The organism is Novispirillum itersonii, from assembly GCF_014205675.1.
Taxonomy (GTDB): Bacteria; Pseudomonadota; Alphaproteobacteria; order Rhodospirillales; family Rhodospirillaceae; genus Novispirillum; species Novispirillum itersonii_A.
Window position 1 is genome coordinate 185,885 of record NZ_JACIIX010000006.1, and the last position, 23,723, is coordinate 209,607.

Annotated in this window: 20 protein-coding genes and 1 tRNA gene; 14 read left to right on the forward strand and 7 right to left on the reverse strand. The window is 62.4% G+C overall.

The genetic code is table 11. The annotated features are described in order from the left end of the window. Window positions 1-281 precede the first annotated feature (281 nt). The 11 genes from FHS48_RS09930 to FHS48_RS09980 all read left to right on the forward strand — a co-directional run bounded on the left by FHS48_RS09930 (window position 282) and on the right by FHS48_RS09980 (window position 11,104). Window positions 282-1,199, forward strand: coding sequence for an ABC transporter permease subunit (locus FHS48_RS09930; protein WP_026344990.1), 918 nt, complete (start codon window positions 282-284; stop codon window positions 1,197-1,199). A gap of 3 nt (window positions 1,200-1,202) precedes the next feature. After that, on the forward strand, window positions 1,203-2,495 hold the full coding sequence (gene livM, locus FHS48_RS09935) for a high-affinity branched-chain amino acid ABC transporter permease LivM (RefSeq protein WP_221443451.1): 1,293 nt from the start codon (window positions 1,203-1,205) through the stop codon (window positions 2,493-2,495). Beyond that, the gene (locus FHS48_RS09940; protein WP_184263406.1) at window positions 2,495-3,400 is read left to right on the forward strand and encodes an ABC transporter ATP-binding protein; all 906 of its coding nucleotides are present in this window, start codon (window positions 2,495-2,497) and stop codon (window positions 3,398-3,400) included. Before livM ends, FHS48_RS09940 begins: the two co-directional genes overlap by 1 nt. Next, the gene (locus tag FHS48_RS09945; RefSeq protein WP_184263407.1) at window positions 3,400-4,110 is read left to right on the forward strand and encodes an ABC transporter ATP-binding protein; all 711 of its coding nucleotides are present in this window, start codon (window positions 3,400-3,402) and stop codon (window positions 4,108-4,110) included. The genes FHS48_RS09940 and FHS48_RS09945 overlap by 1 nt, the downstream gene beginning before the upstream one ends. Beyond that, window positions 4,110-4,454, forward strand: coding sequence for a DUF6867 family protein (locus FHS48_RS09950; protein WP_184263408.1), 345 nt, complete (start codon window positions 4,110-4,112; stop codon window positions 4,452-4,454). Before FHS48_RS09945 ends, FHS48_RS09950 begins: the two co-directional genes overlap by 1 nt. 222 nt (window positions 4,455-4,676) lie before the next feature. Beyond that, window positions 4,677-5,780, forward strand: coding sequence for a branched-chain amino acid ABC transporter substrate-binding protein (locus tag FHS48_RS09955; protein WP_184263409.1), 1,104 nt, complete (start codon window positions 4,677-4,679; stop codon window positions 5,778-5,780). 201 nt (window positions 5,781-5,981) lie between these two features. Beyond that, window positions 5,982-6,596 (forward strand): single-stranded DNA-binding protein, encoded by a 615-nt coding sequence (gene ssb, locus FHS48_RS09960; RefSeq protein WP_184263410.1) that lies wholly within the window; start codon window positions 5,982-5,984, stop codon window positions 6,594-6,596. A 323-nt stretch (window positions 6,597-6,919) separates the two neighbouring features. Then, on the forward strand, window positions 6,920-9,586 hold the full coding sequence (gene gyrA / locus FHS48_RS09965) for a DNA gyrase subunit A (RefSeq protein ID WP_416046510.1): 2,667 nt from the start codon (window positions 6,920-6,922) through the stop codon (window positions 9,584-9,586). Between the two features lie 164 nt (window positions 9,587-9,750). After that, a complete protein-coding gene (coaD, locus tag FHS48_RS09970) occupies window positions 9,751-10,251 on the forward strand; it encodes a pantetheine-phosphate adenylyltransferase (protein WP_184263412.1) in 501 nt (166 codons plus the stop codon). A 123-nt stretch (window positions 10,252-10,374) separates the two neighbouring features. Further along, window positions 10,375-10,884: a peptidylprolyl isomerase gene (locus tag FHS48_RS09975; protein ID WP_221443452.1), complete on the forward strand. Its 510-nt coding sequence runs from the start codon at window positions 10,375-10,377 to the stop codon at window positions 10,882-10,884. Window positions 10,885-11,029: 145 nt separating this feature from the next. After that, window positions 11,030-11,104 (forward strand) — tRNA-Lys (locus FHS48_RS09980). A gap of 227 nt (window positions 11,105-11,331) precedes the next feature. Here FHS48_RS09980 and gltA read toward each other — a convergent pair. Both gltA and gltX read right to left on the reverse strand, forming a co-directional pair. Beyond that, a complete protein-coding gene (gene gltA / locus FHS48_RS09985) occupies window positions 11,332-12,636 on the reverse strand; it encodes a citrate synthase (protein ID WP_184263413.1) in 1,305 nt (434 codons plus the stop codon). Between the two features lie 234 nt (window positions 12,637-12,870). Beyond that, a complete protein-coding gene (gene gltX / locus FHS48_RS09990) occupies window positions 12,871-14,277 on the reverse strand; it encodes a glutamate--tRNA ligase (RefSeq protein WP_184263414.1) in 1,407 nt (468 codons plus the stop codon). 230 nt (window positions 14,278-14,507) lie between these two features. Between gltX and FHS48_RS09995 the strand changes: the two genes are divergently transcribed. Next, window positions 14,508-16,805, forward strand: coding sequence for a ComEC/Rec2 family competence protein (locus FHS48_RS09995; protein WP_184263415.1), 2,298 nt, complete (start codon window positions 14,508-14,510; stop codon window positions 16,803-16,805). Window positions 16,806-16,934: 129 nt separating this feature from the next. Here FHS48_RS09995 and lexA read toward each other — a convergent pair whose 3' ends face one another. The 5 genes from lexA to FHS48_RS10020 all read right to left on the reverse strand — a co-directional run bounded on the left by lexA (window position 16,935) and on the right by FHS48_RS10020 (window position 20,741). Then, entirely contained in the window at window positions 16,935-17,657 is a 723-nt protein-coding gene (lexA, locus tag FHS48_RS10000; RefSeq protein WP_184263416.1) for a transcriptional repressor LexA, read from the reverse strand. 171 nt (window positions 17,658-17,828) lie between these two features. After that, window positions 17,829-18,305, reverse strand: a complete 477-nt coding sequence (moaC, locus tag FHS48_RS10005) for a cyclic pyranopterin monophosphate synthase MoaC (protein ID WP_184263417.1) — start codon at window positions 18,303-18,305, stop codon at window positions 17,829-17,831. A 3-nt stretch (window positions 18,306-18,308) separates the two neighbouring features. Beyond that, window positions 18,309-19,106, reverse strand: coding sequence for an indole-3-glycerol phosphate synthase TrpC (gene trpC / locus FHS48_RS10010; protein ID WP_184263418.1), 798 nt, complete (start codon window positions 19,104-19,106; stop codon window positions 18,309-18,311). A gap of 5 nt (window positions 19,107-19,111) precedes the next feature. After that, a complete protein-coding gene (trpD, locus tag FHS48_RS10015) occupies window positions 19,112-20,149 on the reverse strand; it encodes an anthranilate phosphoribosyltransferase (protein WP_184263419.1) in 1,038 nt (345 codons plus the stop codon). A 1-nt stretch (window position 20,150) separates the two neighbouring features. After that, window positions 20,151-20,741, reverse strand: coding sequence for an anthranilate synthase component II (locus FHS48_RS10020; RefSeq protein ID WP_184263420.1), 591 nt, complete (start codon window positions 20,739-20,741; stop codon window positions 20,151-20,153). A 261-nt stretch (window positions 20,742-21,002) separates the two neighbouring features. On the opposite strand from FHS48_RS10020, the gene FHS48_RS10025 reads away from it, so the two are divergent. Both FHS48_RS10025 and cueR read left to right on the forward strand, forming a co-directional pair. Further along, the gene (locus tag FHS48_RS10025) at window positions 21,003-23,225 is read left to right on the forward strand and encodes a heavy metal translocating P-type ATPase (protein WP_184263421.1); all 2,223 of its coding nucleotides are present in this window, start codon (window positions 21,003-21,005) and stop codon (window positions 23,223-23,225) included. Further along, window positions 23,222-23,689 carry a Cu(I)-responsive transcriptional regulator gene (gene cueR, locus FHS48_RS10030; RefSeq protein ID WP_184263422.1) on the forward strand — a complete coding sequence of 156 codons (468 nt, stop codon included), beginning with the start codon at window positions 23,222-23,224 and terminating at the stop codon, window positions 23,687-23,689. The genes FHS48_RS10025 and cueR overlap by 4 nt, the downstream gene beginning before the upstream one ends. The last annotated feature ends 34 nt before the right edge of the window (window positions 23,690-23,723 follow it).

Here is a 23,723-nt window from a genome sequence, read left to right on the forward strand (position 1 = left end):
AGATCATTACCCAAAGGTTTATATTGTGTCGTCTCCATGGTTCCTGGCAGTCGGAATCACGGCTTGTGTGCGCACCTGCAAAAGCAATGAAACCATGTTCATTTGCCCATACGGCGGAGAATCTTCTGTGGATCAGCAGAGACCCTGTGAAACGTACTATTCTTTCGGAGTTTTCTGATATCCCGCTTGACAGGGGGATCCTCTCGGATAGGCTCATCGGAAAGCGCCGTACCAAAAGGTTAAGGCGTCTGGGAGACAATCAACAGTATAACGGGGGTAGGGTGGCCTACTTTCTCCAACAGTTGATAAATGGACTCACCCTCGGGTCCATTTATGGCCTCATTGCCATCGGCTATACGATGGTATATGGCATCATCGGCATGATCAACTTCGCCCATGGCGACATCTTCATGATCGGTGCCTTCATCTCTGTCATCACCTTCCTCGTGCTCGGTGCACTGGGGATCACCTTCGTGCCGCTGGCACTGGTGGTGGTCCTTCTGATGGCGATGATTTTCACGGCAATCTACGGCTGGTCGGTCGAACGGGTGGCGTATCGCCCCCTGCGTGGTTCGTTCCGTCTTGCGCCGCTGATTTCTGCGATCGGCGTGTCTATCGCCCTGCAGAATGCCGTGCAGATCGCCCAGGGTGCCCGTGTGAAGCCGATGGAACCGGTGATCGCCGGCGGGTTGACGCTGTTTACGGACAGCAACAACTTTGACGTCGTGATCAGCTACTTGCAGATCTTCATCATGGTCCTGACCGTGGTGCTGATGGCAGGCTTCACGTATGTCATCACCCGCACCTCTCTGGGGCGTCAGCAGCGGGCCTGTGAACAGGACCGCACCATGGCTGGCCTGATCGGGGTCAACGTTGACCGCACGATCTCCACCACATTCGTGATGGGGGCAGTGCTGGCGGCGGTGGCCGGTCTGATGGTAACCCTGCAGTACGGCGTCATCGACTTCTATATCGGCTTCCTTGCCGGGACCAAGGCCTTCACCGCTGCGGTGCTGGGTGGGATCGGATCACTGCCGGGCGCCATGCTCGGGGGTATTCTGATCGGCCTCATCGAAGCGTTCTGGTCGGCATATTTCACCATCGAGTACAAGGATGTCGCGACGTTCGGCATTCTGGTGCTGGTGCTGATCTTCCGCCCGACCGGCCTGCTCGGCAAACCTGAAGTGGAAAAGGTGTAAACCATGGCGGACATGAAAAACGCTGTGGCCACGCCGGGGCAGGGAGGCTTCGACGTAGGCGCCGCCCTCAAGGAATCCGGTAAGGCTGCGTTCGTGGCTGGCCTGCTCGGGCTGCCGCTGCTGGCGCTGAAGGCTGATAATTTCGGCTCCAAGCTGGGACTGGTCTATCGCTGGGACGCGCTGTTCATCGCCATTGCGGCGGTGTTCGTCGGTCGGTTCCTGCTGATCCTGCTGTCCGGCCGTCAGAAGAAATCCGAAGGCGGCGTTTTCGCGGCCTTCGGGAAGGGGATCCACAGCAACATGGCGCTGATCGGCCTTGCCGGTCTGGTCATCGGTGTTCTGCTCCCCGTTGTTTATCCTGACCGCTATGTGATCTACATTGCCACCACCTTCATGATCTACGTCATGCTGGGCTGGGGTCTGAACATTGTGGTCGGTCTGGCCGGTCTGCTCGATCTCGGGTATGTGGCGTTCTATGCGGTGGGGGCTTACTCCTACGCGCTGATCGCCTCGCAGTTCGGCTGGTCCTTCTGGGTCGTTCTGCCGCTGGCGGGTCTGTTCGCCGCGTTCTTCGGGGTTATCCTCGGGTTCCCGGTTCTGCGCCTGCGCGGTGACTATCTGGCGATCGTGACCCTCGGTTTCGGGGAAATCATCCGCGTCATTCTGATCAACTGGACCGACTTTACCGGTGGCCCGAACGGTATCAGCGGTATTCCGCCGATCACCTTCTTCGGTCTGCCGTTCAAGAACGGGGATCACGGGACGTTTGCCTCCTTCTTTGGCATTGCCCACTCTCCGGTTCAGCGCATCATCTTCCTGTATTTCGTCATCCTGACTCTGGCGACCCTGACCAACCTGTTCACTCAGCGCATGCGTAAGCTGCCGGTGGGCCGGGCCTGGGAAGCCCTGCGCGAAGACGAAATCGCCTGCCGGTCTCTGGGGATCAACCCGACCAACATCAAGCTGTCGGCCTTTGCCCTTGGGGCGATGTTCGGCGGTTTTGCCGGGTCCTTCTTCTCGGTCCGCGCCGGGTTCGTCAGCCCGGAAAGCTTCACCTTCATTGAATCCGCTGTCATTCTGGCCATCGTCGTTCTCGGCGGCATGGGTAGCCAGCTGGGTGTCGTGATCGCCGCGTTCTTCGTCGTCATCCTTCCGGAAGTGTTCCGTGAGTTTGAAGAGTACCGCATGCTTCTGTTCGGTCTGGCCATGATGGTGATCATGGTGTGGCGCCCGAACGGTCTGCTGTCGTTCCGTGAACCCACGATCCGGCTGCATCCGAAGAAGGAGAGTGCGTGATGCTTTTTCATGATCTGACGCGCCCGGGGACGGACGAGATCAAGGTCTCCGACGACTCTCTTCTGGAAATTGAACATGTTACCATGCGGTTTGGTGGGTTGGTCGCCATTGACGACCTGTCCTTTACCGCCCGCAAGAAGGAAATCACGGCGCTGATCGGCCCCAACGGGGCGGGTAAGACCACCGTGTTCAACTGCATCACCGGGTTCTATAAGCCGACGGTGGGCCGGGTCATGCTGACCCACCCGCGCAAGGGCCGGTATTATCTGGAACGGATGGAAGGCTTCAAGATCGCCCAGCAGGCGGACGTGGCCCGTACCTTCCAGAACATCCGTCTGTTCCCGCGGATGAGCGTGCTGGAAAACCTGATCGTTGCCCAGCACAATGCCCTGATGAAGGCTTCGGCCTTCTCCTTCGCCGGTCTGCTGTTCATGAACCGCTATGCCAAGGCGGAGAAGGAAGCGGTGGAGCGGGCCAAGTACTGGCTGAACAAGGTTGGTCTGTATGACCGTGCCGACTGGGATGCCGGAAACCTGCCGTATGGGGACCAGCGCCGTCTGGAAATCTGCCGTGCCATGTGCATTCAGCCGGCGGTGCTTTGCCTCGACGAACCGGCGGCTGGCCTTAACCCGCGTGAATCGCTGGAACTGAACGAGCTTCTGCTTGGCATCCGCGATCACGAAGGGGTCGGTATTCTGCTGATCGAACACGACATGAGCGTGGTGATGCAGATCTCTGACCACGTCGTGGTGCTTGACCATGGCCGTAAAATCTCGGACGGCACTCCGGAGTTTGTCCGGAATGACCCGACCGTGATCAAGGCGTATCTCGGTGAGTCTGAAGATGAAGACCTGCCGCAGACGGTCAAGAATGACCTGGCCCGCAACGCTGGGAAGGATGTGTGATGCTTCAGATTCAGGGAGTTCATACCTTCTACGGCCAGATCGAAGCCCTGAAGGGCGTCGATGTGACTGTTAACGAAGGCGAGATCGTTACTCTTATCGGTTCTAACGGGGCGGGTAAGACCACCCTGCTGATGACCGTCTGCGGCAGTCCGCGTGCTGCCAAAGGGAAGATCATTTTTGAAGGCGAGGATATTACCCGTCTGCCGACCCATGAACTGGTGACCCGGGGCATTGCCCAGTCGCCGGAAGGCCGCCGCGTGTTTCCCCGCATGACCGTTTATGAAAACCTCCAGATGGGGGCCCTGCGCTCCGATCCGCGGTATTTCAATGACGATCTGGAAATGTCCTTCGCGATGTTCCCGCGCCTGAAAGAGCGTAAGGATCAGCGCGCCGGGACCCTGTCCGGCGGTGAACAGCAGATGCTGGCCATTGCCCGCGCCCTGATGGCCCGTCCGCGGCTTCTGCTGCTTGATGAACCGTCCCTTGGGCTCGCACCTCTGGTGGTCCGTGGTATTTTTGATGCCATCCGGACCATCAACCGCGAAAAGAAGATGACGGTGTTTCTGGTTGAGCAGAACGCTTTCCACGCTCTCAAGCTGGCGCATCGCGGCTATGTGATGGTCAACGGCAAGATCACTCTGGCCGGGTCGGGCGCTGAGCTTCTGGCCAATCCGGAAATCCGCGCCGCGTATCTGGAAGGGGGGCACTGATGGATAGCCTGCTTGGATCCTCTCCGCTTGTTTTCGTGATTTTCACCTGCGTTATGGTGGGCTGGCTGGCTTACATGGTGGGGAATGCCCTCGCCGTGACCTGGCGTAAGATGGCACAGGTGATTCCGTATATCCTTTTGCTCGGCGCGGCGAACCGCTTTTTCGTCTTTGCGCTGTTCAAAGGGCCGCTATTGTCGTTGTCTGGCTATCTGATCGGCACAACCGTGCTGATGGTGATTGCTCTGCTGTCGTACCGGATGACTCTGACCACCCGTATTGTCATGCAATACCCGTGGCAGTACGAACGGGTCGGTCTGTTCGGATGGCAAAAAAAAGGCGCATAAAATCAATAACGTGCCTTGATTTCGCCGAAGAGGCAAAGCACAGTTAAGACAAGGGCTTGGTAAATCCGGCCACCGTAACGGGCGTTCAGATAATCAGAGGAGGCTGTCTGAACCGCCCCGCCGGATCGCACCGTGCCTGTTCAGGCCAGCGCTGTTCAAACCTGAAAAAGCAGCGCTGCTTGGGTGCAAATCTTACCCACATAAATAGGGAGACTTAGGAACATGGCTAACTTTAAGAAGGGTCTGTTCGCTGCCGCTGCCGTCATGGCCCTGTCCGCCGGGACTGCCTATGCCGACATCACCGTTGCCACTGTCGGTCCGATGACCGGCCAGTATGCTGCTTTCGGTGAGCAGATGAAGCGTGGCGCCGAACAGGCGGTTGCTGACATCAATGCCAAGGGTGGCGTGATGGGGCAGAAGCTGAATCTGGTCGTCGGCGATGACGCCTGCGACCCGAAGCAGGCTGTGGCTGTTGCCAACCAGTTCGTTAACCAGAAGGTCAAGTTCGTGGCCGGTCACTTCTGCTCGGGGTCCTCGATCCCGGCGTCGGCGATCTACAACGAAGAAGGCATTCTCCAGATCTCTCCGGCGTCCACCAACCCGACCCTGACCGAGCAGGGCTTCGAGAACGTGTTCCGCGTTGTCGGCCGTGACGACCAGCAGGGTGAAGTTGCCGGTAAGTATCTGGCCGACAACTACAAGGGCAAGAAGATTGCCATCGTCCACGACAAGCAGGCCTATTCCAAGGGTCTGGCGGACGAAACCAAGAAGTCCCTGAACAAGGCTGGCGTGCAGGAAGTCCTGTACGAAACCATCACCCCGGGTGAAAAAGACTACTCCACCCTGGTGACCAAGCTGAAGCAGAACGGCGTCGACGTGCTGTACTACGGCGGTTACCACACCGAAGCCGGTCTGATCGTCCGTCAGATGCGGGAACAGGGTCTGAAGACCCAGGTCATCTCCGGCGACGCTCTGGTGACCAAGGAATTCTGGGCCGTCACCGGGGCTGCCGGTGAAGGCGTCATGATGACCTTCTCCCCCGATCCGCGTCTGAACCCGGCCGCCAAGCCGGTCGTCGAAGCGATCAAGAAGGCCGGTTATGATCCGGAAGCCTACACCCTGAACACCTACGCCACCGTTCAGGCGTGGGCTCAGGCCGTGGAAAAGGCCAAGAGCACCGACGTTAAGCCGGTTGCCGCTGCCCTGCATGCCAACAAGTTCGACACCGTTCTCGGCACCTTCGGCTTTGACGCCAAGGGTGACATGACCGCTCCGGGCTATGTCATGTACGAATGGTCCAAGGGTGAATACACCTACAAGAAGTAATCGGCTGTCGTCGGTTGGTTCAGCGGAGGCCCGGTGGAAACGCCGGGCCTCTGGCTTTTGAGCACTCCTGTGGCCGGGCGTGTTCAGTCTTTGTGCTTTTCCTTTGCGGCAGCTGCCGGTAAAGTTCGGCGACAGAGGGGTGCCGGTCTGTGCCGCAGACGGGACCTGACGAAAAACGCAGTCTGAGTGGAGTGATGGTTTATGGCTGGTAGTGTCAACAAGGTGATCCTCGTCGGCAATCTGGGGAAGGACCCGGAAGTGCGTTCGACGCAGAACGGCCAAAAGATCGTCAACTTCACGCTGGCGACCTCGGAGAGCTGGCGGGACCGCCAGAGCGGTGAACGTCGCGAAAAGACCGAATGGCACCGTGTGGCGGTGTTTAACCCCAATCTTGCGGAAATCGCCGAGCGCTATCTGCGCAAGGGCTCCAAGGTCTACGTTGAAGGGCAGCTTCAGACCCGGAAGTGGACGGACCAGAACGGTCAGGAGCGTTACACGACGGAGGTGGTGCTCCAGCAGTTCCGCGGGGACCTGACCCTGCTCGACTCGCGTGGCGGCAGCGGCGGCGGTGATGCCGGTGGCGGCTTCAGCGACGGTGGCTACGGCGGTGATGCTGGCGGCGGTTTTGGTGGGGGTGGTAGCAGCGGCGGCTTCGGCGGCGGCTATGATCAGGGGGCATCCCGGTCCTCCTCTGCTGCCCCGCAGGGGGGCGGACGCTCCGGCGGTGGCTCGGGCGGCGGCTTCGGTGGTGGCAGTGGCGGCGGTTCCGGTTGGGATGCTCCGCCGAATGACCTCGACGACGAAATTCCGTTCTGATCCTGAAAAGACCGCCGGAAAGCATGTTCCGGCGGTTTTCCTTTGGGGCAATCTCTGCGATAAGACCGCAGAGATTGCCCGATTGCTCTGTGGGAAGCGGTTGCTGTGCGGTTGTCGCGCCGGTGCGTCTGTGCTACATTTTGGCCCCGCAAGAAGACGCCGCAATCCCTTGAGGCCGCCGCAGATTTGACCGGGGTGCCCCATTTTACGGGGCACGAGAGGTCTGTTCTTCTTAATCTTATGGATCGAGTAAAGCCTTGACCGAGACAGTCGTTCCGACGCCTTCCGATTTCGATATCACACCGGTTACCATCGAAGACGAAATGAAGCGCTCCTACCTCGATTACGCCATGAGCGTGATCGTGTCGCGTGCGCTGCCCGATGTCCGCGATGGCCTGAAGCCGGTGCACCGGCGCATCCTTTATGCGATGAAGGAAGGCGGTTACGACTTCAACAAGGCTTACAAGAAGTCTGCCCGCATCGTCGGTGATGTGATGGGTAAGTATCACCCGCACGGTGACTCTGCCATCTACGACGCCATGGTGCGTATGGCGCAGGGCTTCTCCATGCGTCTGCCGCTGATTGACGGTCAGGGCAACTTCGGGTCCATGGATGGCGATCCGGCCGCTGCCATGCGATACACCGAAGCGCGTATGGCCAAATCGGCCCATTCCCTGCTGGATGATATTGACCGTGAAACGGTCGATTTCCAGCCGAACTATGACGAAAGCGTGCAGGAGCCGGTGGTTCTTCCGGCCCGTTTCCCCAATCTGCTGGTCAACGGGGCCGGGGGGATTGCGGTGGGGATGGCCACCAACATTCCGCCGCATAACCTTGGCGAAGTGCTGGATGCCTGCTGTGCCCTGATCGACCGCCCCGATCTCTCGGAAGAAGAGGTGCTGGAGATCATCCCCGGCCCGGACTTCCCGACCGGCGGGATTGTGCTTGGCAAGGGCGGGATCCGTTCCGCCTACACCACCGGCCGTGGTTCGATCGTTCTGCGCGGCAAGTGTGATATCGAAGAGATCCGCGCCGGGCGCGAGGCGATTGTCATCACCGAGGTGCCGTTCCAGGTCAACAAAGCCTCGATGATCGAAAAGATCGCCGAGCTGGTCCGCGATAAGCGGATTGAGGGCATCTCCGACATCCGCGATGAGTCCGACCGCCGGGGCGTCCGCGTGGTGGTGGAGCTGCGCAAGGATGCGGTCGGCGAAGTCGTTCTGGCACAGCTGTATAAGTTTACGCCGCTTCAGACCTCTTTTGGCGTCAACATGTTGGCGATCAATGGCGGCCGCCCGGAACTGCTGCGCCTGCGCGATATTCTGACCGCTTTCATCACCTTCCGCGAGGAAGTGATCCGTCGCCGGACCATTTTCGAACTGGGGAAGGCCCGTGAGCGGGCGCATATTTTGGTCGGCCTCGGCATTGCCGTTGCCAACCTTGATCCGGTGATTGAGCTGATCCGCAGTGCTCCTGACCCGCAGACGGCCCGCGACCAGCTGATGGCGCGGGATTGGGATGCGCAGGATGTCGCCCCGCTGATCGAACTGATCGCCGATCCGGAATACACGGTTGTTGATGGCCGCTACCGTCTGTCCGAAATGCAGGCGAAGGCTATTCTGGACCTGCGTCTGCACCGCCTGACCGGTCTGGAGCGGGACAAGATCCACGGCGAACTGCGCGAAATAGGCGGGCAGATCGAAGAGTTTCTGTCGATTCTGTCCTCCCGCGAGAAGCTGTTCGGCATCCTCCGCGAAGAGCTGGTGGAGATGCGGACTGCCTATGCCACGCCCCGTCGCACGGTGCTGGAAGAGGCCGAGTTCGAACATGACATCGAAGACCTGATCCAGCGCGAAGATATGGTGGTCACGGTCACCAATACCGGCTGGGTCAAGCGGGTGCCGCTGTCCACCTACCGGTCGCAGAAGCGTGGCGGCAAGGGCCGGTCCGGGATGGCGACCAAGGAAGAGGATTTCGTCACCACCCTGTTCGTGGCGAACACCCATACGCCGATCCTGTTCTTCTCCAACACCGGCATGGTCTACAAGCAGAAGGTCTACCGTCTGCCGCTGGGCACCCCGCAGAGCAAGGGCAAAGCCTTCGTCAACCTGTTGCCGTTGCAGGATGGGGAAACCATCACCACCGTGCTGCCGCTGCCGGAGAATGAGGAAGGCTGGGCTGAGCTGAACGTGATGTTCGCCACCTCCCACGGCAACGTGCGGCGCAACAGCCTGTCGGACTTCACCAATGTGAAATCCAACGGCAAGATCGCCATGAAGCTGGAAGAGGGCGGCGAGCGCCTGATTGCGGTGGCGACCTGTACGGACCAGAACGACGTGCTGCTGGCGACCCGCAACGGCATGGCGATCCGGTTCCCGGTGGCGGATGTCCGGGTGTTCGCGGGCCGGAATTCCACCGGCGTGCGGGGTGTCCGCCTCAGCGACGGCGACGAGGTGATCTCCATGTCGATGCTGACCCATGTCAGCTTTGATGTGGCCGAGCGTGACGCTTATCTGCGTCTGGCCGCGCATCTGCGCCGTGCGGAAGGTGAGGCAGAGGATGCGGCGGCGGCGGATGCCCTGTCCCCCGATGCCTTCAAGGCCTTTGCGGAGACGGAGGAGTTTATTCTGACCGTAACGGAAAACGGGTTCGGCAAGCGGACGTCTGCTTATGAATACCGGATCGTCGGCCGGGGCGGGCAGGGGATTGCCAATATGGACCTGACCGGCAAGACCGGCCGGGTGGTGGCGTCCTTCCCGGTTAACAACGATGACCAGATCATGCTGATCTCCGATGGCGGTCAGCTGATCCGGATGCCGGTCAACGATGTGCGGATTGCCGGACGTAAGACGCAGGGGGTGACCCTGTTCCGGACCGCTGAGGATGAGCGGGTGGTTTCGGTGGCGCACCTGCGCGATGTGGTCGGCGACGAGGGGGATGAGGCTGACGGGGATACCGTCGAGGCTGAAGCCGCCGGAGATGCCGGATAAACCGTACGATTTCCGTACGGAGCTGTATGAAAATGAGGCCGGGCATATCACGAAAAAGAGGTATGCCCGGCCTCGTTGTTGATGGTAGGCATTGTGTGCGGTGGTTGCCGGAAACCCCGGAGACCTGCCGGAACGATAAGAGTTAACAACTGGAGGGAGGGGGAATGGAACGGATTGGACTTTATCCGGGCACATTCGACCCGGTGACCAACGGCCATCTCGATATCATCAGCCGTGCTGCCCGCATGCTGGACCGGGTGGTGGTCGGGGTCGCGATCAACGCTGGCAAGGGACCGCTGTTTTCTCTGGAAGAGCGGGTGGAGCTGACCCGGGCCGCTGTTGCTGGCCTGAAAACCAATGGCACCATTATCGAAGTGAAACCGTTCAGTGGGCTGCTGATGCGCTTTGCATCGGAACAGAATGCGGCGGTGATTGTCCGTGGCCTGCGGGCTGTATCGGACTTTGAGTACGAATTTCAGATGGCGGGAATGAACGCCCGGCTTGACCCGACGGTGGAGACCATCTTCCTGATGGCGTCGGAGCGCTGCCAGTTCATTTCCTCCCGCTTTGTTAAGGAAATCGCCAAGCTGGACGGAGTGATTGATTCCTTTGTGCCAGCGGTGGTGAAGGAGGCCCTGTTTGAGCGCTTCGGCCGCGAAGAGTGACCGGGTGCCCACGGGGCGGGCCGCAGATGTCCGGACATGTGGCCGGATCTGCCCATAAAGATGGAAGATCCCATGCGGTTTGTTAAAGTACTTCTCGTTTTGTTGATTGGAGCCTTTATCGCCATGACCTCCCCCTCCGCCGACGCCGCGCCGAAGCTGGATCCGGAAAACACCCTGTATCTTGATGTTCCGGCTGGCCGGGTGGTGATCCGCCTGCGCCCGGATCTGGCCCCGAACCATGTCGCCCGCATCAAGGAACTGGTGCGTCAGGGCTTCTACGATGGCACCGTTTTCCATCGCGTGATTGACGGTTTCATGGCGCAGGGCGGTGATCCGACCGGCACCGGCATGGGCGGCTCCGGGAAGAAGCTGAAGGCTGAATTCTCGAAGGAAAAGCACGTGCGGGGGACCGTGTCGATGGCCCGCGCCCAGAGCCCGGATTCGGCTGACAGCCAATTCTTCATCTGCTTCGGGCCGTCGGCTTTCCTTGACGGTCAGTACACCGTCTGGGGTGAGGTGGTCGAAGGCATGGAGTTCGTGGACGCCATCAAGAAGGGTGACCGTAACAACAACGGGAAGGTTGCCTATCCGGATGCGATCGTGAAGGTGCAGGTTGCCGCTGACGCCAAATAAGGCGTTTCTCTGTTTTTGTAAAAAAACAGAGATTTAGGGGTTGACCGAAAGGGCCGTACTGATTATGGTGCGGCCCTCTTCACCGGGGAGCGTAAGCAAGTCGGTGAAAGAAAACAAAAACCTGCTTCGGCAGGGTCTGTGGTAAGTGCCCGTAGCTCAGTGGTAGAGCATTCGACTTTTAATCGAATGGCCGAAGGTTCGAATCCTTCCGGGCACACCATCACAGGATCTGAAACCGGCCGCGAAAGCATCGCCGGTTTTTTTGTGCCTTCTTGCCTTCTGTCTGAAGCGTCGCAGAGATTATGCCCTCCGGCCTGCCAGACCGGTGTGCTGGTCTTCCTGTCTGAAGGCAGCTCCTCTCTGTTTGGCCTGCTCCCCCAGACGGGGGAAAAGAAAAACCCCGGCGCAAAGGCCGGGGTTTTCTGCCTGTCCCTGACGGAAGGACTTTTACGGGCGGTCCGCCAGAGCGACGAACTTGCGTTCGGCAACACCGGTGAACAGCTGGCGCGGACGGCCGATCTTCTGATGCGGATCCTCGATCATTTCGCCCCACTGCGCGATCCAGCCGGTGGTGCGGGCCAGAGCGAACAGGCAGGTGAACATGGAGACCGGGATGCCCATGGCACGGAAGATGATACCCGAGTAGAAGTCCACGTTCGGGTACAGCTTCTTTTCGACGAAGTATTCGTCTTCCAGCGCAATCCGTTCCAGTTCCATGGCGATCTGCAGCAGCGGTTCGTCATGAACGCCGAGTTCGTCCAGAACTTCCTTGCAGGTCTGGGACATGATCTTGGCGCGCGGATCGTAGTTCTTGTACACGCGGTGGCCAAAGCCCATCAGGCGGAACGAATCGTTCTTGTCCTTGGCGCGCTTGATGAATTCCGGAATCCGGTCCTTGTGACCGATTTCACTCAGCATCTTCAGAACGGCTTCGTTGGCGCCACCGTGGGCCGGACCCCACAGGGAAGCGATACCGGCGGCGATACATGCGAACGGGTTGGCGCCCGAAGAACCGGCCAGACGGACGGTGGAGGTCGAGGCGTTCTGTTCGTGGTCGGCGTGCAGGATCAGGATACGGTCCATGGCCTTGGCCAGAACCGGGTTGACCTTGTACTCGTCGCACGGGGTGGCGAACATCATGTGCAGGAAGTTCTCAGCATAGCTGAGGTTGTTCTTCGGGTACATGAACGGCTGGCCGGTGGAGTACTTGTAGGCCCAGGCAGCGATGGTCGGCATCTTGGCGATCAGGCGATGCTGCGACACCATGCGGTGGTGCGGATCGTTGATGTCCAGAGAGTCGTGGTAGAAGGCGGACAGGGCACCGACCACACCGCACATGATCGCCATCGGGTGCGCATCGCGGCGGAAACCCTGATAGAAGCGGGTCAGCTGCTCGTGCACCATGGTGTGATGGGTGATGGTGCTTTCAAAGGTATCCCGCTCGGCGGCGTTCGGCAGTTCGCCGCGCAGCAGCAGGTGGGCAACTTCGAGGAAATCGCAGTTTTCAGCCAGATCTTCGATGGCATAGCCACGGTGGCGCAGAACGCCGGCGTCGCCGTCGATGTAAGTGATCTTGGACTCGCAGGAGCCGGTGGAGGTGAAGCCCGGGTCATAGGTAAACAGGCCGGTTTCACCGTAGAATTTGCGGATGTCCGCGACGCTCGGGCCGGTGGAGCCGTCAATAATCGGATATTCGTAGGACGCACCGTTCCGGTTGTCTACGACGGTAATCGAGTTCTTTCCGTTCGACATTCGCAAAACCTCACTTTGGTGTTGTTTTCTCTGGCCCCCGGAGAGGAGGCCCGATTTTGCCGTGACCCGGACTGTCAGCAGGCTGCGTTGCCGGGCCGCTTATCGATTTTTCCGCCGTCCTCCGGCCCGGTTGGCCGACACCGGAGGAAGGCAGGGTAAAGGCCGGAAGAAGGGCCCAGGACGGGTGGACGTTTCTCCGGTAGCAAAAAATAGTTTTAAACAGGCGGCGGACGGTCAGCCCGCGACGAGAACATCGCCGAGACGGGCGAGGCTTTCGTCTTTGCCAAGCAGTTCCATGACTTCAAAAATCGGCGGGGACACGGTCGAACCCGACAGTGCCGCACGCAGGGGCTGGGCAACCTTGCCCAGTTTCAGCTCCTTCTCTTCCGAGAAGACGCGTGCCACCTCTTCCAGCTGATCGCGGGTCCAGGCGGTATGCTGTGACAGGCGGTCCCGCAGGGCGCTGACAACGGCCTTGCCATCGTCATCCATCTGCTTGGCAGCCTTTTCGTCCAGCGCCAGCGGGCGCGGACGGACGTAGAACAGGGCAGACTCCGCCAGATCGACAAGGGTCTTGGCGCGCTGCTTCAGGCTGTCCATCGCGGACAGCAGCAGGGCCTTCTGCGCGTCGGTGAGGGGGATACCCAGCGCGGTTTCAAGGCGCGGCACGATCAGGTCGCGCAGCATGGCATCGTCGGCATGGCGCAGGTAGTGGCCGTTCAGGCTGGTCAGTTTGACCATGTCGAAGCGCGACGGGGCGCGACCGACATCGGCAATATCAAACCACTCAATGGCCTGCTCGGTGGAGATGATTTCCTCGTCTCCCCGGCCCCAGCCGAGACGCAGCAGATAGTTGCGCATCGCTTCCGGCAGGAAGCCCATGTCCCGGTAGGCTTCCGCCCCCAGCGCACCATGGCGCTTGGAGAGTTTGGCGCCGTCCGGGCCATGGATCAGCGGAATGTGGGAGAAGGTCGGCAGATCCCAGCCGCAGGCCTTGAACAGCTGAATCTGACGGAAGGTATTGGTCAGGTGGTCGTCGCCGCGGATGACGTGGGTGATCCCCATGTCATGGTCATCGACCACCACCGACAGCATGTAGGTCGGGGTGCCGTCAGCCCGCAGCAGGACCATATCATCCAGCTGGGCATTGTTGACGGTCACTTCGCCCTGCACCAGATCGTTCAGCACGGTCTGGCCTTCCTGCGGGGCCTTCAGGCGCACCACCGGCTTGACGCCTTCCGGGGCTTCCGACGGGTCACGGTCGCGCCAGCGCCCGTCATAGCGCATCGGTTGGCCGCTGGCCTTCTGCTCCTCGCGCATCGCCGTCAGTTCTTCCGGCGAGCAGTAGCAGTAATAGGCCTTCCCCTCTTTCAGCAGGCCGAGGGCCACTTCGGCATGGCGCGCGGCGCGGGAGAACTGGAAAACCGGTTCCGCATCCCAGTCCAGCCCCAGCCACTTCAGGCCGTCGAAAATGGCATCCACGGCTTCCGGAGTGGAGCGGGCACGGTCGGTGTCCTCGATCCGCATCAGGAAGCGGCCGCCCATGTGACGGGCGTACAGCCAGTTGAACAGCGCGGTGCGCGCGCCGCCGATGTGAAGAAAGCCCGTCGGAGAGGGGGCGAAGCGGGTAACAACGGTCATGCCGGTACCTGGACCTTATTCTTGTGTTCTGGCTCTAGAGCATCAGCCGCTCACCCGGTATTCCCGTTATCTGTCCCGGCCCCTGCACGGGGAAACCGGTGGACGGGAAAGCTACGGAAGCGCGGCCCTATCCTTTTGGGTTGCTGCATCCTGCCGTCATAGGCAGCAATTGGCAAGCCGGGAGAGTCTGTAGCATATTCCTTGAGCACTTGCAGCAAGGGATGCATCGGATGGCGGCGGCGAAGGATGAATATTTTTCGAGGCTTCGCCGCCTTTTTCTCCGTCTTGGCTTTTTTGCCGCACGCTGTGCCGCTGCCCTTACCCCGTCGGTGCACAGCCGGGCGATTGTTCTGGCGCTGTGCTTTGCCGCCGGAGTCGGCCTGTATTTTGGCCTCCTGTCGGAACCACCCCTCTGGGTGGGTACGATTCCGGCTGTGGGTGGGGCTGCTGTCGCCTGTGGTCTGCTGTGGCGGGGAAGCCGGTGGGCATGGCCCGCAGTGATGGCCGTGGCCTTTGCTGTCGGATTCTGGAGTGCTGAATTCCAGACCCTCCGGGTTGCGGCACCCGTGTGGGAACGGCAGTCAACCGTAGAGCTGAGCGGGCGGATTGACGATATTGAGGAGCGGGACCGCGACCAACGGCTGATTCTTGCCGATCTGAAGATTGAAGGGACTTCGCCGGAGCAGACACCGGCCCGGATCCGGCTGTCGGTCCGCCCGGCGTCCGTGCCGCCCGGTGTGCTGCTGCTGGTCGGCCAGAGGGTCAGTCTGCGGGCCGGATTGATGCCGCCGCCAGTTCCGTCGGTTCCGGGGGGCTACGATTTTCAGCGCACCGCATGGTTTGAGCGGATCGGGGCGGTCGGCTATGCCCTCGGGACTGTTGCGGTGCAGGGGCATCCCGACCGGGAAACCGTCTGGGCGCAGTCCGCAGACGGGATTGAGCGCCTGCGCCTGTCCATCGGATCGCGGTTGCGGCTGGGGATCGGTGGGGCGGAAGGGGCGGTGGCAGCCGCTTTGGTCACCGGGGAAATGGGAGCAATTCCGGATGCGACGGTCACCGCTTACCGGGCCTCCGGTCTGGCGCATATGCTGTCGATTTCCGGGCTGCACTTCTCGTTGGCGGCGGCAACGGTTCTGGTGGTGCTGCGGGCGGGAATGGCGTTGATTCCCGGTCTGGCCCTGCACTGGGATATCAAGAAAATCAGTGCCCTGCTGGCGTTACTGATGATGACGGTTTATCTGGTGATCTCCGGTGCGTCGATTCCGGCGCAACGGGCCTATGTCACTGCGGCGGTGATGGTGGCGGCGATTCTGGTCGACCGTTCGGCGCTGTCGCTGCATGTGCTGGGGGTGTCGGCGCTGATCGTTCTGGGCCTGCGGCCCGATGCGCTGCTGTCCCCCAGTTTTCAGATGTCCTACGCGGCGGTTCTGGTGCTGATCGTTACGTTTGACATCTGGGGTGTCCGGTGGTCGCGCTGGCGGTCCCGTGCCCGTGGCCCGCTGGCGGCCTCCGGGCGGGCGGCGGCAATTTATATGCTGGGGGTGGCGGTTTCGACCTCCGTAGCCGGTCTGGCGACGGCCCCGTTCTCGATCTTTCATTTCCAGACCTATTCCGCCTATGGGGTTCTGGCCAACATGACCGCGATTCCGCTGGTGGCGGTCAGCATTATGCCGGGCCTGTTGCTGGCGGTTCTGCTGATGCCGCTGGGTTGGGAGGGGATCACGTTTCCGGTCCTGCGCTGGTCTCTGTGGGCGGTGGAGCAGGTGGCGGCATGGGTGGCGGATCTGCCGGGCGCGGTCCTGCCGATGCCGGCGCTGACGATGCCGATACTGCTGCTGGCGGTGACCGGATTTCTCGGGATTTGTCTGTGGCGGGGGCGGGCCCGCTGGCTTGGTGCCGGTCTGATGACTGTTGCCTTCAGTGCCAGTGCCCTGTTTCCGGATCAGCCGCTGGCGGTTTTCCATGGGGATGGCCGGTTGCAGGCGGTGCGCAGCGGCGATGGTCTGGTGCTGTCACCGGGCCGCTCCAACGGGTTTGCCCGGGATGGCTGGGTCCGGCGATGGGGGGCGGGGTCTGGAGACTGGCAGAAGGAGGGGCTGAGCGGGGCGGCGACGGGGGTAAGGTTCCGCTGTGATCCCGAGGGATGTCTGTATACGCCGCCCGATTATGATGCGCCGGTTCTGGCGGTGGCGCACAGTGCGGCGGCGGTGGCGGAAGACTGTGGCCGGGTTGCCGTTCTGGTCTCTGCCGTATCGCTTCCGCCGTGGTCGGAACTGCGGCGGAGCTGTGGGCAAACCCGGATTATCGATGGTTGGGCCTTGCGCCGCTTTGGCACCCATGTTGTGTCACTGGATCCCGCCTCAGGGGTGCGGATCGAGACCGTTGCCGATGCCCAAGGGGACCGGCCATGGTCCCTGCGCGGACGCTACCGTGCCCGGCAGGAGCGGCTGGCGGCGGAGCGACAGGCCGAAAATGAGGAAACCGGAGACGACGGTGGGGCCGCTCCTGTTCCTGTTCCTGCTCCCTAAAGCCGGGAGGGGCCTTAGAGCATTTTCCGATTGAGTGAGTTCCTGTCAATCGAAGAAAATGCTCCATTAGTAAAAAAAGTCAGAGCGTTTTCAACCGCAAAACCGGTGTCCCCTTTTGCTGAAAACGCTCTAGTAGGACCGCAGCAGGCCGATCAGTCTGCCCTGTACGGCGACGCGGTCCGGGCCAAACACCCGGGTTTCATAGGCGCGGTTGGCCGGTTCCAGCGCCACGGAGCTGCCCTTGCGGCGCAGGCGCTTTAGGGTTACTTCGTTCTGGTCAATCAGGGCGACGACAATGGTGCCGTTTTCGGCGGTTTCGCAGCGGCGGATGATGATGGTGTCGCCATCAAGGATTCCGGCCTCGATCATCGAATCCCCGGCGACCGTCAGGGCGTAATGTTCGCCGCTGGGGCCGAGCAGGGCAGTCGGCACCTCCACCTGATCGGAGGAATCGCGCAGCGCCTCAATCGGGGTCCCGGCAGCGATACGGCCATACAGCGGCAGGGTGACGGCATCGCTGGTTTCCGCCATCACCGCCCCGGAAATTGCCGGGGTAAAATTACCCTGAATGACGGTTCCGGTGGTCAGGGCGGCGGCAGCGGCCTGTTCCTGCGCGGCTTCCGCCGCCGGTCCCATGTTCTCGGGCAGGCGCAGCACCTCCAGCGCCCGCGCCCGGTGCGGCAGGCGGCGGATGAAGCCGCGTTCTTCCAGCCCGGTGATCAGTCGATGAATCCCGCTTTTGGATTTAAGATCCAGCGCCGCCTTCATCTCGTCAAAAGAGGGGGAGACCCCCGTTTCCCGCAGGCGGGCTTCGATGAAGCGCAACAGTTCGTACTGTTTGCTGGTCAGCATGGCAAAATCCTCTGGCCCGGAGCCGGATCGGCGGATGGGAGGGCGATGTGGTGGGCACACCAAAGCAGAACAAAGAATAAACGCTTCTGTTTGTTCTACTTTGGTTCCGAAAGTCCGTCAATTGCAAACTATCGGTGTGCCCGTCGTCCCCATCCGCCTTGGCGGCTTCGGTCAGTCCGCCTGATACAGGCCTGATTTTCCGCCGTCCTTATGGGTCAGGCGGATGTCGCTGATCCGCATGGCCTTATCGACGGCCTTACACATGTCGTACACCGTCAGGGCGGCGACGGAAACGGCGGTCAGGGCCTCCATCTCCACCCCGGTGCGGCCCTTCAGCTTGCAGGTGGCGGTGATATCAACTGTATTGCGGTCTGCATCACAGGTCAGGGTGACTTCCACCTTGGTCAGGGCCAGCGGATGGCACAGCGGGATCAGGTCAGGGGTGCGTTTCGCCCCCATGATCCCGGCCAGCTGGGCGATGCTGAGAACATCGCCCTTTTTGAAGCCCCGCGCCGCAATCAGGCGCAGGGTTTCCGGCTGCATGAAGACGCTGCCTTTGGCGGTGGCGCTGCGTTCGGTGATGTCCTTGTCGGACACATCAACCATCCACGCATTGCCCTGCGCGTCGAAATGGGACAGGTCAGCCATCGATCAGGCTGCCTGCAACAGGGCCTGCACGGCGGCCGTCACATCGGGCTGCCGCATCAGGCTTTCGCCGATCAGGAAGCGCTGTGCCCCCGATGCCGCCATCCGGTCAAGATCGGCACGGGCGTAGAGGCCGCTTTCCGACACCAGAACCCGGTCGGCAGGCACGCGGGCGGCCAGCAGTTCCGTGGTGGCGATGTCGGTCTTCAGGGTCTTCAGGTTGCGGTTGTTGACCCCGATCAGCGGGGAGCGCAGATGGGTCAGGGCGCGGTCCAGCTCTTCGCCGTCGTGGACCTCGATCAGCACATCCATCCCCAACGACAGGGCCAGATCTTCCATCTCCTTCGCCTGCGCGTCGGACAGGGCGGCCATAATCAGCAGAATGCAGTCGGCGGACAGGGCCCGGGCCTCAACAATCTGATACGGATCGACCATGAAGTCCTTGCGCAGCACCGGCAGGGTGCAGGCGGCGCGGGCGGCGATCAGGTAGTCATCATGCCCCTGAAAGAACGGCCCGTCGGTCAGTACCGACAGGCAGCTTGCGCCCCCGGCGGCATAGGCCCGGGCCAGCACCGCCGGATCGAAATCAGCGCGGATCAGCCCGGCGGAGGGAGAGGCTTTCTTGATTTCACAGATCAGGCCATAGCGCCCGTCGCCGACATGGCGGGTCAGGGCATTGGCAAAACCGCGCGGAGCATCGGCGACGCGGGCGGCGGCTTCCACCGCCGACAGCGGGCGGTCCGCGATGCGGCGGGCCACTTCGGCGCGGGTGGTGTCGCAGATGCGGGTGAGAACGTCGCTCACGGTGGTCAGTCCTGTTCGCGGGGAGTGATGGGGGTGTTGGTGACGGCAACCAGACGGTCCAGTGCCGTCCGCGCCGCGCCACTGTCGATGGCGGTACGGGCCAGATCGGCCCCGGCGGCGATATCGTCGGCTTTACCGGCCACCATCAGGGCAGCGGCGGCGTTCAGCACGACAATATCACGGTACGGGCCGGGGGCACCGTCCAGCATATCGCGGATCACCTGCGCATTATGCTCCGGATCGCCGCCTTTCAGGGCGTCCAGCGTAACCCGGGGGATCCCCGCCATTTCCGGGGTGATTTCCCAGCGCCGGACCACCCCGTCGCGCAGTTCCGCCACCAGTGTCGGGCCGGTGGTGGTCACTTCGTCCAGCCCGTCGGAGCCATGCACCACCATGGCCCGGGTCAGGCCGAGGTTGAGCAGGGCGGCGGCAATCGGTTCCACCCAGCGGGCATCAAACACGCCGAGGAGCTGGAACGATGCCCCGGCCGGATTGGTCAGGGGGCCGAGCAGGTTGAAGATGGTGCGCATGCCCATTTCGGTGCGGGCCGGGGCGACATGGCGCATGGCGGCATGGTGGCGCTGTGCCATCATGAAACCGATTCCGGCATCGCGCATCGCCTGTTCCACCAGCGCCATATCAGCGTCAAGGTTGACGCCCAGCGCCGCCAGAACGTCGGCGGATCCGGATTTGGAGGACGCGGCCCGGTTGCCATGCTTGGCCACCGGAACCCCGGCCCCGGCAATCACCAGCGCCGCCCCGGTGGAGATATTGAAGGTGCCGACACCGTCGCCGCCGGTGCCGACCACGTCAATGGCTCCGATGGGGGCGGTCAGGCGGTGGGCCTTGCCGCGCATGACGCGGGCGGCGGCGGTGATTTCCTCAACGGTTTCCCCGCGCAGGCGCAGGGCCATCAGGAAGCCGCCGATCTGCGACGGCGTGGCTTCCCCGGTCATGATGATGTTGAAGGCAGATTCGGCTTCGGCCTCGCTCAGGGTTTCGCCCAGCGCGAGACGGGGGAGAATGTCTTTCAGTCCGGACATGTCAGGCGGCTTTCTGGCTCGGGGCGGTGCAGTCGGTCAGGAAATTGCGCAGCAGGTCATGGCCGTGCTGACTGGCGATGCTTTCCGGGTGGAACTGCACGCCCTGAATCGGAAATTCCCGGTGAGACAGCCCCATGATCAGGCCGTCAGCGGTTTCCGCGGTGATTTCCAGACAGTCCGGCAGGCTTTCGCGCTCGACGATCAGGGAGTGATAGCGGGTGGCGTTGAACGGGCTGGGCAGCCCGGCGAACACCCCGCGACCCTGATGGCTGATGGCGCTGACCTTGCCGTGCAGCGGCTGCGGCGCACGGATCACCCGCCCGCCAAAGGCCTGACCGATTGACTGATGCCCGAGGCAGACGCCGAAAATCGGCACCACCCCGGCCCCCCGGCGGATCAGCTCCAGGCAGATTCCGGCGCGGTCGGGGTCGCAGGGACCGGGCGAAATGATGATCCCCTGCGGACGCCAGCTCAGAACCTCGTCAACGGTGGCGGCGTCATTCCGCACCACTTTCACCTCGGCCCCCAGATCGCCGAGATAGTGCCACAGGTTGTAGGTGAAGCTGTCGTAGTTGTCGATCAGGGTAAACATCAGATCATAACCCCTTGTATGAAATGGCGATGGCGTGCCATTCAGGAAAGCCTCCGGTAAGTGCCCTAGTTTGGACCCGGTCACGCGGCGGCGGTGAGGCCGCCAGAATGGGCGGCGGCTGCCGGTGCGTCAAGCCACAGCAGCGGGATCGGTGATTTTTGCCATCCACGGGGACATGATTTTTCTGCTTGACCTTCCAGTGACAGGAAGGTGCAGGGTGGCGGGAATGAACGATCACCCGGACCATCAGGAGTCCCGGCCATGACTGCCTCTTCTGTCCCATCCGACAGTACATCCTTTGCCATCACCGGCATGACCTGTGCCGCCTGTGCCACCCGCCTTGAAAAGGTGATCGGCAGGGTGCCGGGGGTGACGGCGGTATCCGTCAATATCGCCACCGAGAAGGCCGCCGTTGAAGGCGGGGAAACCCTGAGTCTGGCGGCGGTGGTGGCCGCCGTGGAGCGGGCCGGGTTCGGTGCCGTCCCGCTGTCGGAGGACAGCGCTGCGACCGAGGCTGACCTGCGGCGTCAGGCTGCGGCCAAGGCCCGGCGGGAGCTGATCCTGTTTGCGGTCTCGGCGGCGCTGACCCTGCCGCTGGTGCTGAACATGCTGCCGCCGCTTCTGGGTAGAGAGATGCTGTTGACCCCGTGGCAGGAACTGCTGCTGGCCACCCCGGTGCAGTTCTGGATCGGCGCCCGGTTTTACCGGGGGGCCTTTGGCGCGCTGCGCGGCGGATTGGGCAATATGGATGTGCTGGTGGTGCTGGGCACCACGGCGGCCTGGGCTTTTTCGGCATGGCGGGTTCTGACGGCTGATCCGGCCCATGCCGGTCATCTGGCCCTGTATTTTGAAGGGGCGGCGGTGGTGATCACGCTGGTGCTGCTGGGCAAGGTGATGGAAAGCCGGGCCAAACGCTCCGCCGGGGCGGCATTGCGGGCGCTGATGACCCTGCGGCCGGAAACGGCACGGGTGGAGCAGGGCGACCGGGTGGTGGAGCTTCCGGTGGCCGCCGTCCGGGCCGGGGACCGGGTTCTGGTCCGCCCCGGGGAACGGATTCCGGTGGATGGCACCGTTGTTGACGGGGCCAGTGCCGTCGATGAGGCGCTGTTGACCGGGGAAAGTCTGCCACAGGACCGGGGGCCGGGCGATCGCGTGATCGGGGGATCGGTCAACGGCAACGGCCTGCTGACGGTGCAGGCGACGGCGGTCGGGGCTGATGCCACCCTGTCGCGGATCATCACGCTGGTGGAGCAGGCCCAGACCGGGAAGGCCCCGGTGCAGAAGCTGGTGGACCGGGTTTCGGCGGTGTTTGTTCCGGTGGTGGTGGTGCTGGCGGCGGTGAGTTTCTTCGGCTGGTGGCTGATCGGCGGTTCTCTGGAGGGCGGCTTCGTCGCGGCGGTGTCGGTGCTGGTGATTGCCTGCCCCTGTGCGCTGGGGCTGGCGACACCGACGGCGCTGATGGTCGGAACCGGAGTGGCGGCCCGCCACGGCATCCTGATCCGCGATGCGCAGGCGCTGGAGGTGGCGCACCGGGTGACGGCTGTGGTGTTTGACAAGACCGGAACCCTGACTGTCGGCCATCCGGTGCTGACCGGCATTGCCGGGGATGACCGGCGGGAGATCCTCCGCCTTGCTGCCGCGCTTCAGCAGGGCAGCGAGCATCCGCTGGCCAAGGCGGTGCGCGAACAGGCGGCGGCGGAAGCCCTGACGGTGCCGCCGCTGAAGGATTTTCAGGCCCTGACCGGGCGGGGTGCGACCGCGGTGATCGAAGGACAACCGCTTTGGATCGGTTCCCGCCGTCTGATGCAGGATCTGGGGGTTGAGACTGCCCCGCAGGAGGACTGGGCAGCCCGGCAGGAGCAGCAGGGGCAGTCGGTGATGTGGCTGGCGTCGGAAGCGGGTCTGCTCGGGGCGCTGGCGGTCAGTGATCCGGTGCGCCCGACCTCGGCGCGGGCGGTGTCGCTGCTGAAGGGGCTGGGGGCGGAAACCGTGATGCTGACCGGGGACAACCGGGTGACGGCGCAGGCGGTGGCGGCTGCCGTTGGGGTTGATCGGGTGCGGGCGGAGGTGTTGCCCGCCGATAAGGCGGCGGAGATTTCGGCCTTGCAGGCATCCGGCCGGGTGGTGGCGATGGTCGGGGATGGTGTCAACGATGCCCCGGCACTGGCGCAGGCCGATCTGGGGGTGGCGATGGGGGCTGGCAGTGATGTGGCGATGCAGACTGCCGGGCTGACCCTGATGCGCAGCGATCCGCTGGTGCTGGTGGCGGCGCTGTCGATCTCGGCGGCGACATGGCGGAAGATCCGGCACAATCTGCTCTGGGCCTTTGGCTATAATGTGGTGGCGCTGCCGCTGGCGATGGCCGGGCAGATGTCCCCGGCGCTGGCCGGGGCGGCGATGGCCTTCTCCAGCGTGTCCGTGGTCACCAGCTCGCTGCTCCTGCGGCGCTGGCAAGGCCCCGCAGGAGACGGAGTGACACGATGAACATTTCTCAGCTGGCCCGGAAAACCGGCCTGACCGCCAAGACGATCCGATACTACGAAAGCATCGGCCTGATTCCCGCCGCTGTGCGGACAGAGGCCGGATACCGGACCTACGGGGACCGCGATATCACCGTGTTGCAGTTTATTGCCCGGTCGCGGTCTCTGGGGTTCAGCGTCGAGGATGTCGGCCACCTGCTGACCCTGTGGCAGGACCGCAGCCGCACCAGCGCCGAGGTCAAGGCGCTGGCGGCGCAGCAGGTGGCGGAAATTGACCGGAAGGTCGCCGAACTGACAATGATGCGGCAGGCCCTGACCGATCTGATGCAGCACTGCCATGGCGATGACCGCCCCGACTGCCCGATCCTCGACCGTCTGGCCGGAGAGATCCGGGCCGGGCAAGAGGCTGATGATGCAGGGGAGGGGTGTTGCGAACATCACTCGTCATTCCGGGAAAGCCGGGTATGATCCGCCTGCCGCTTCGGTGTGCCCGGGGCGGGAT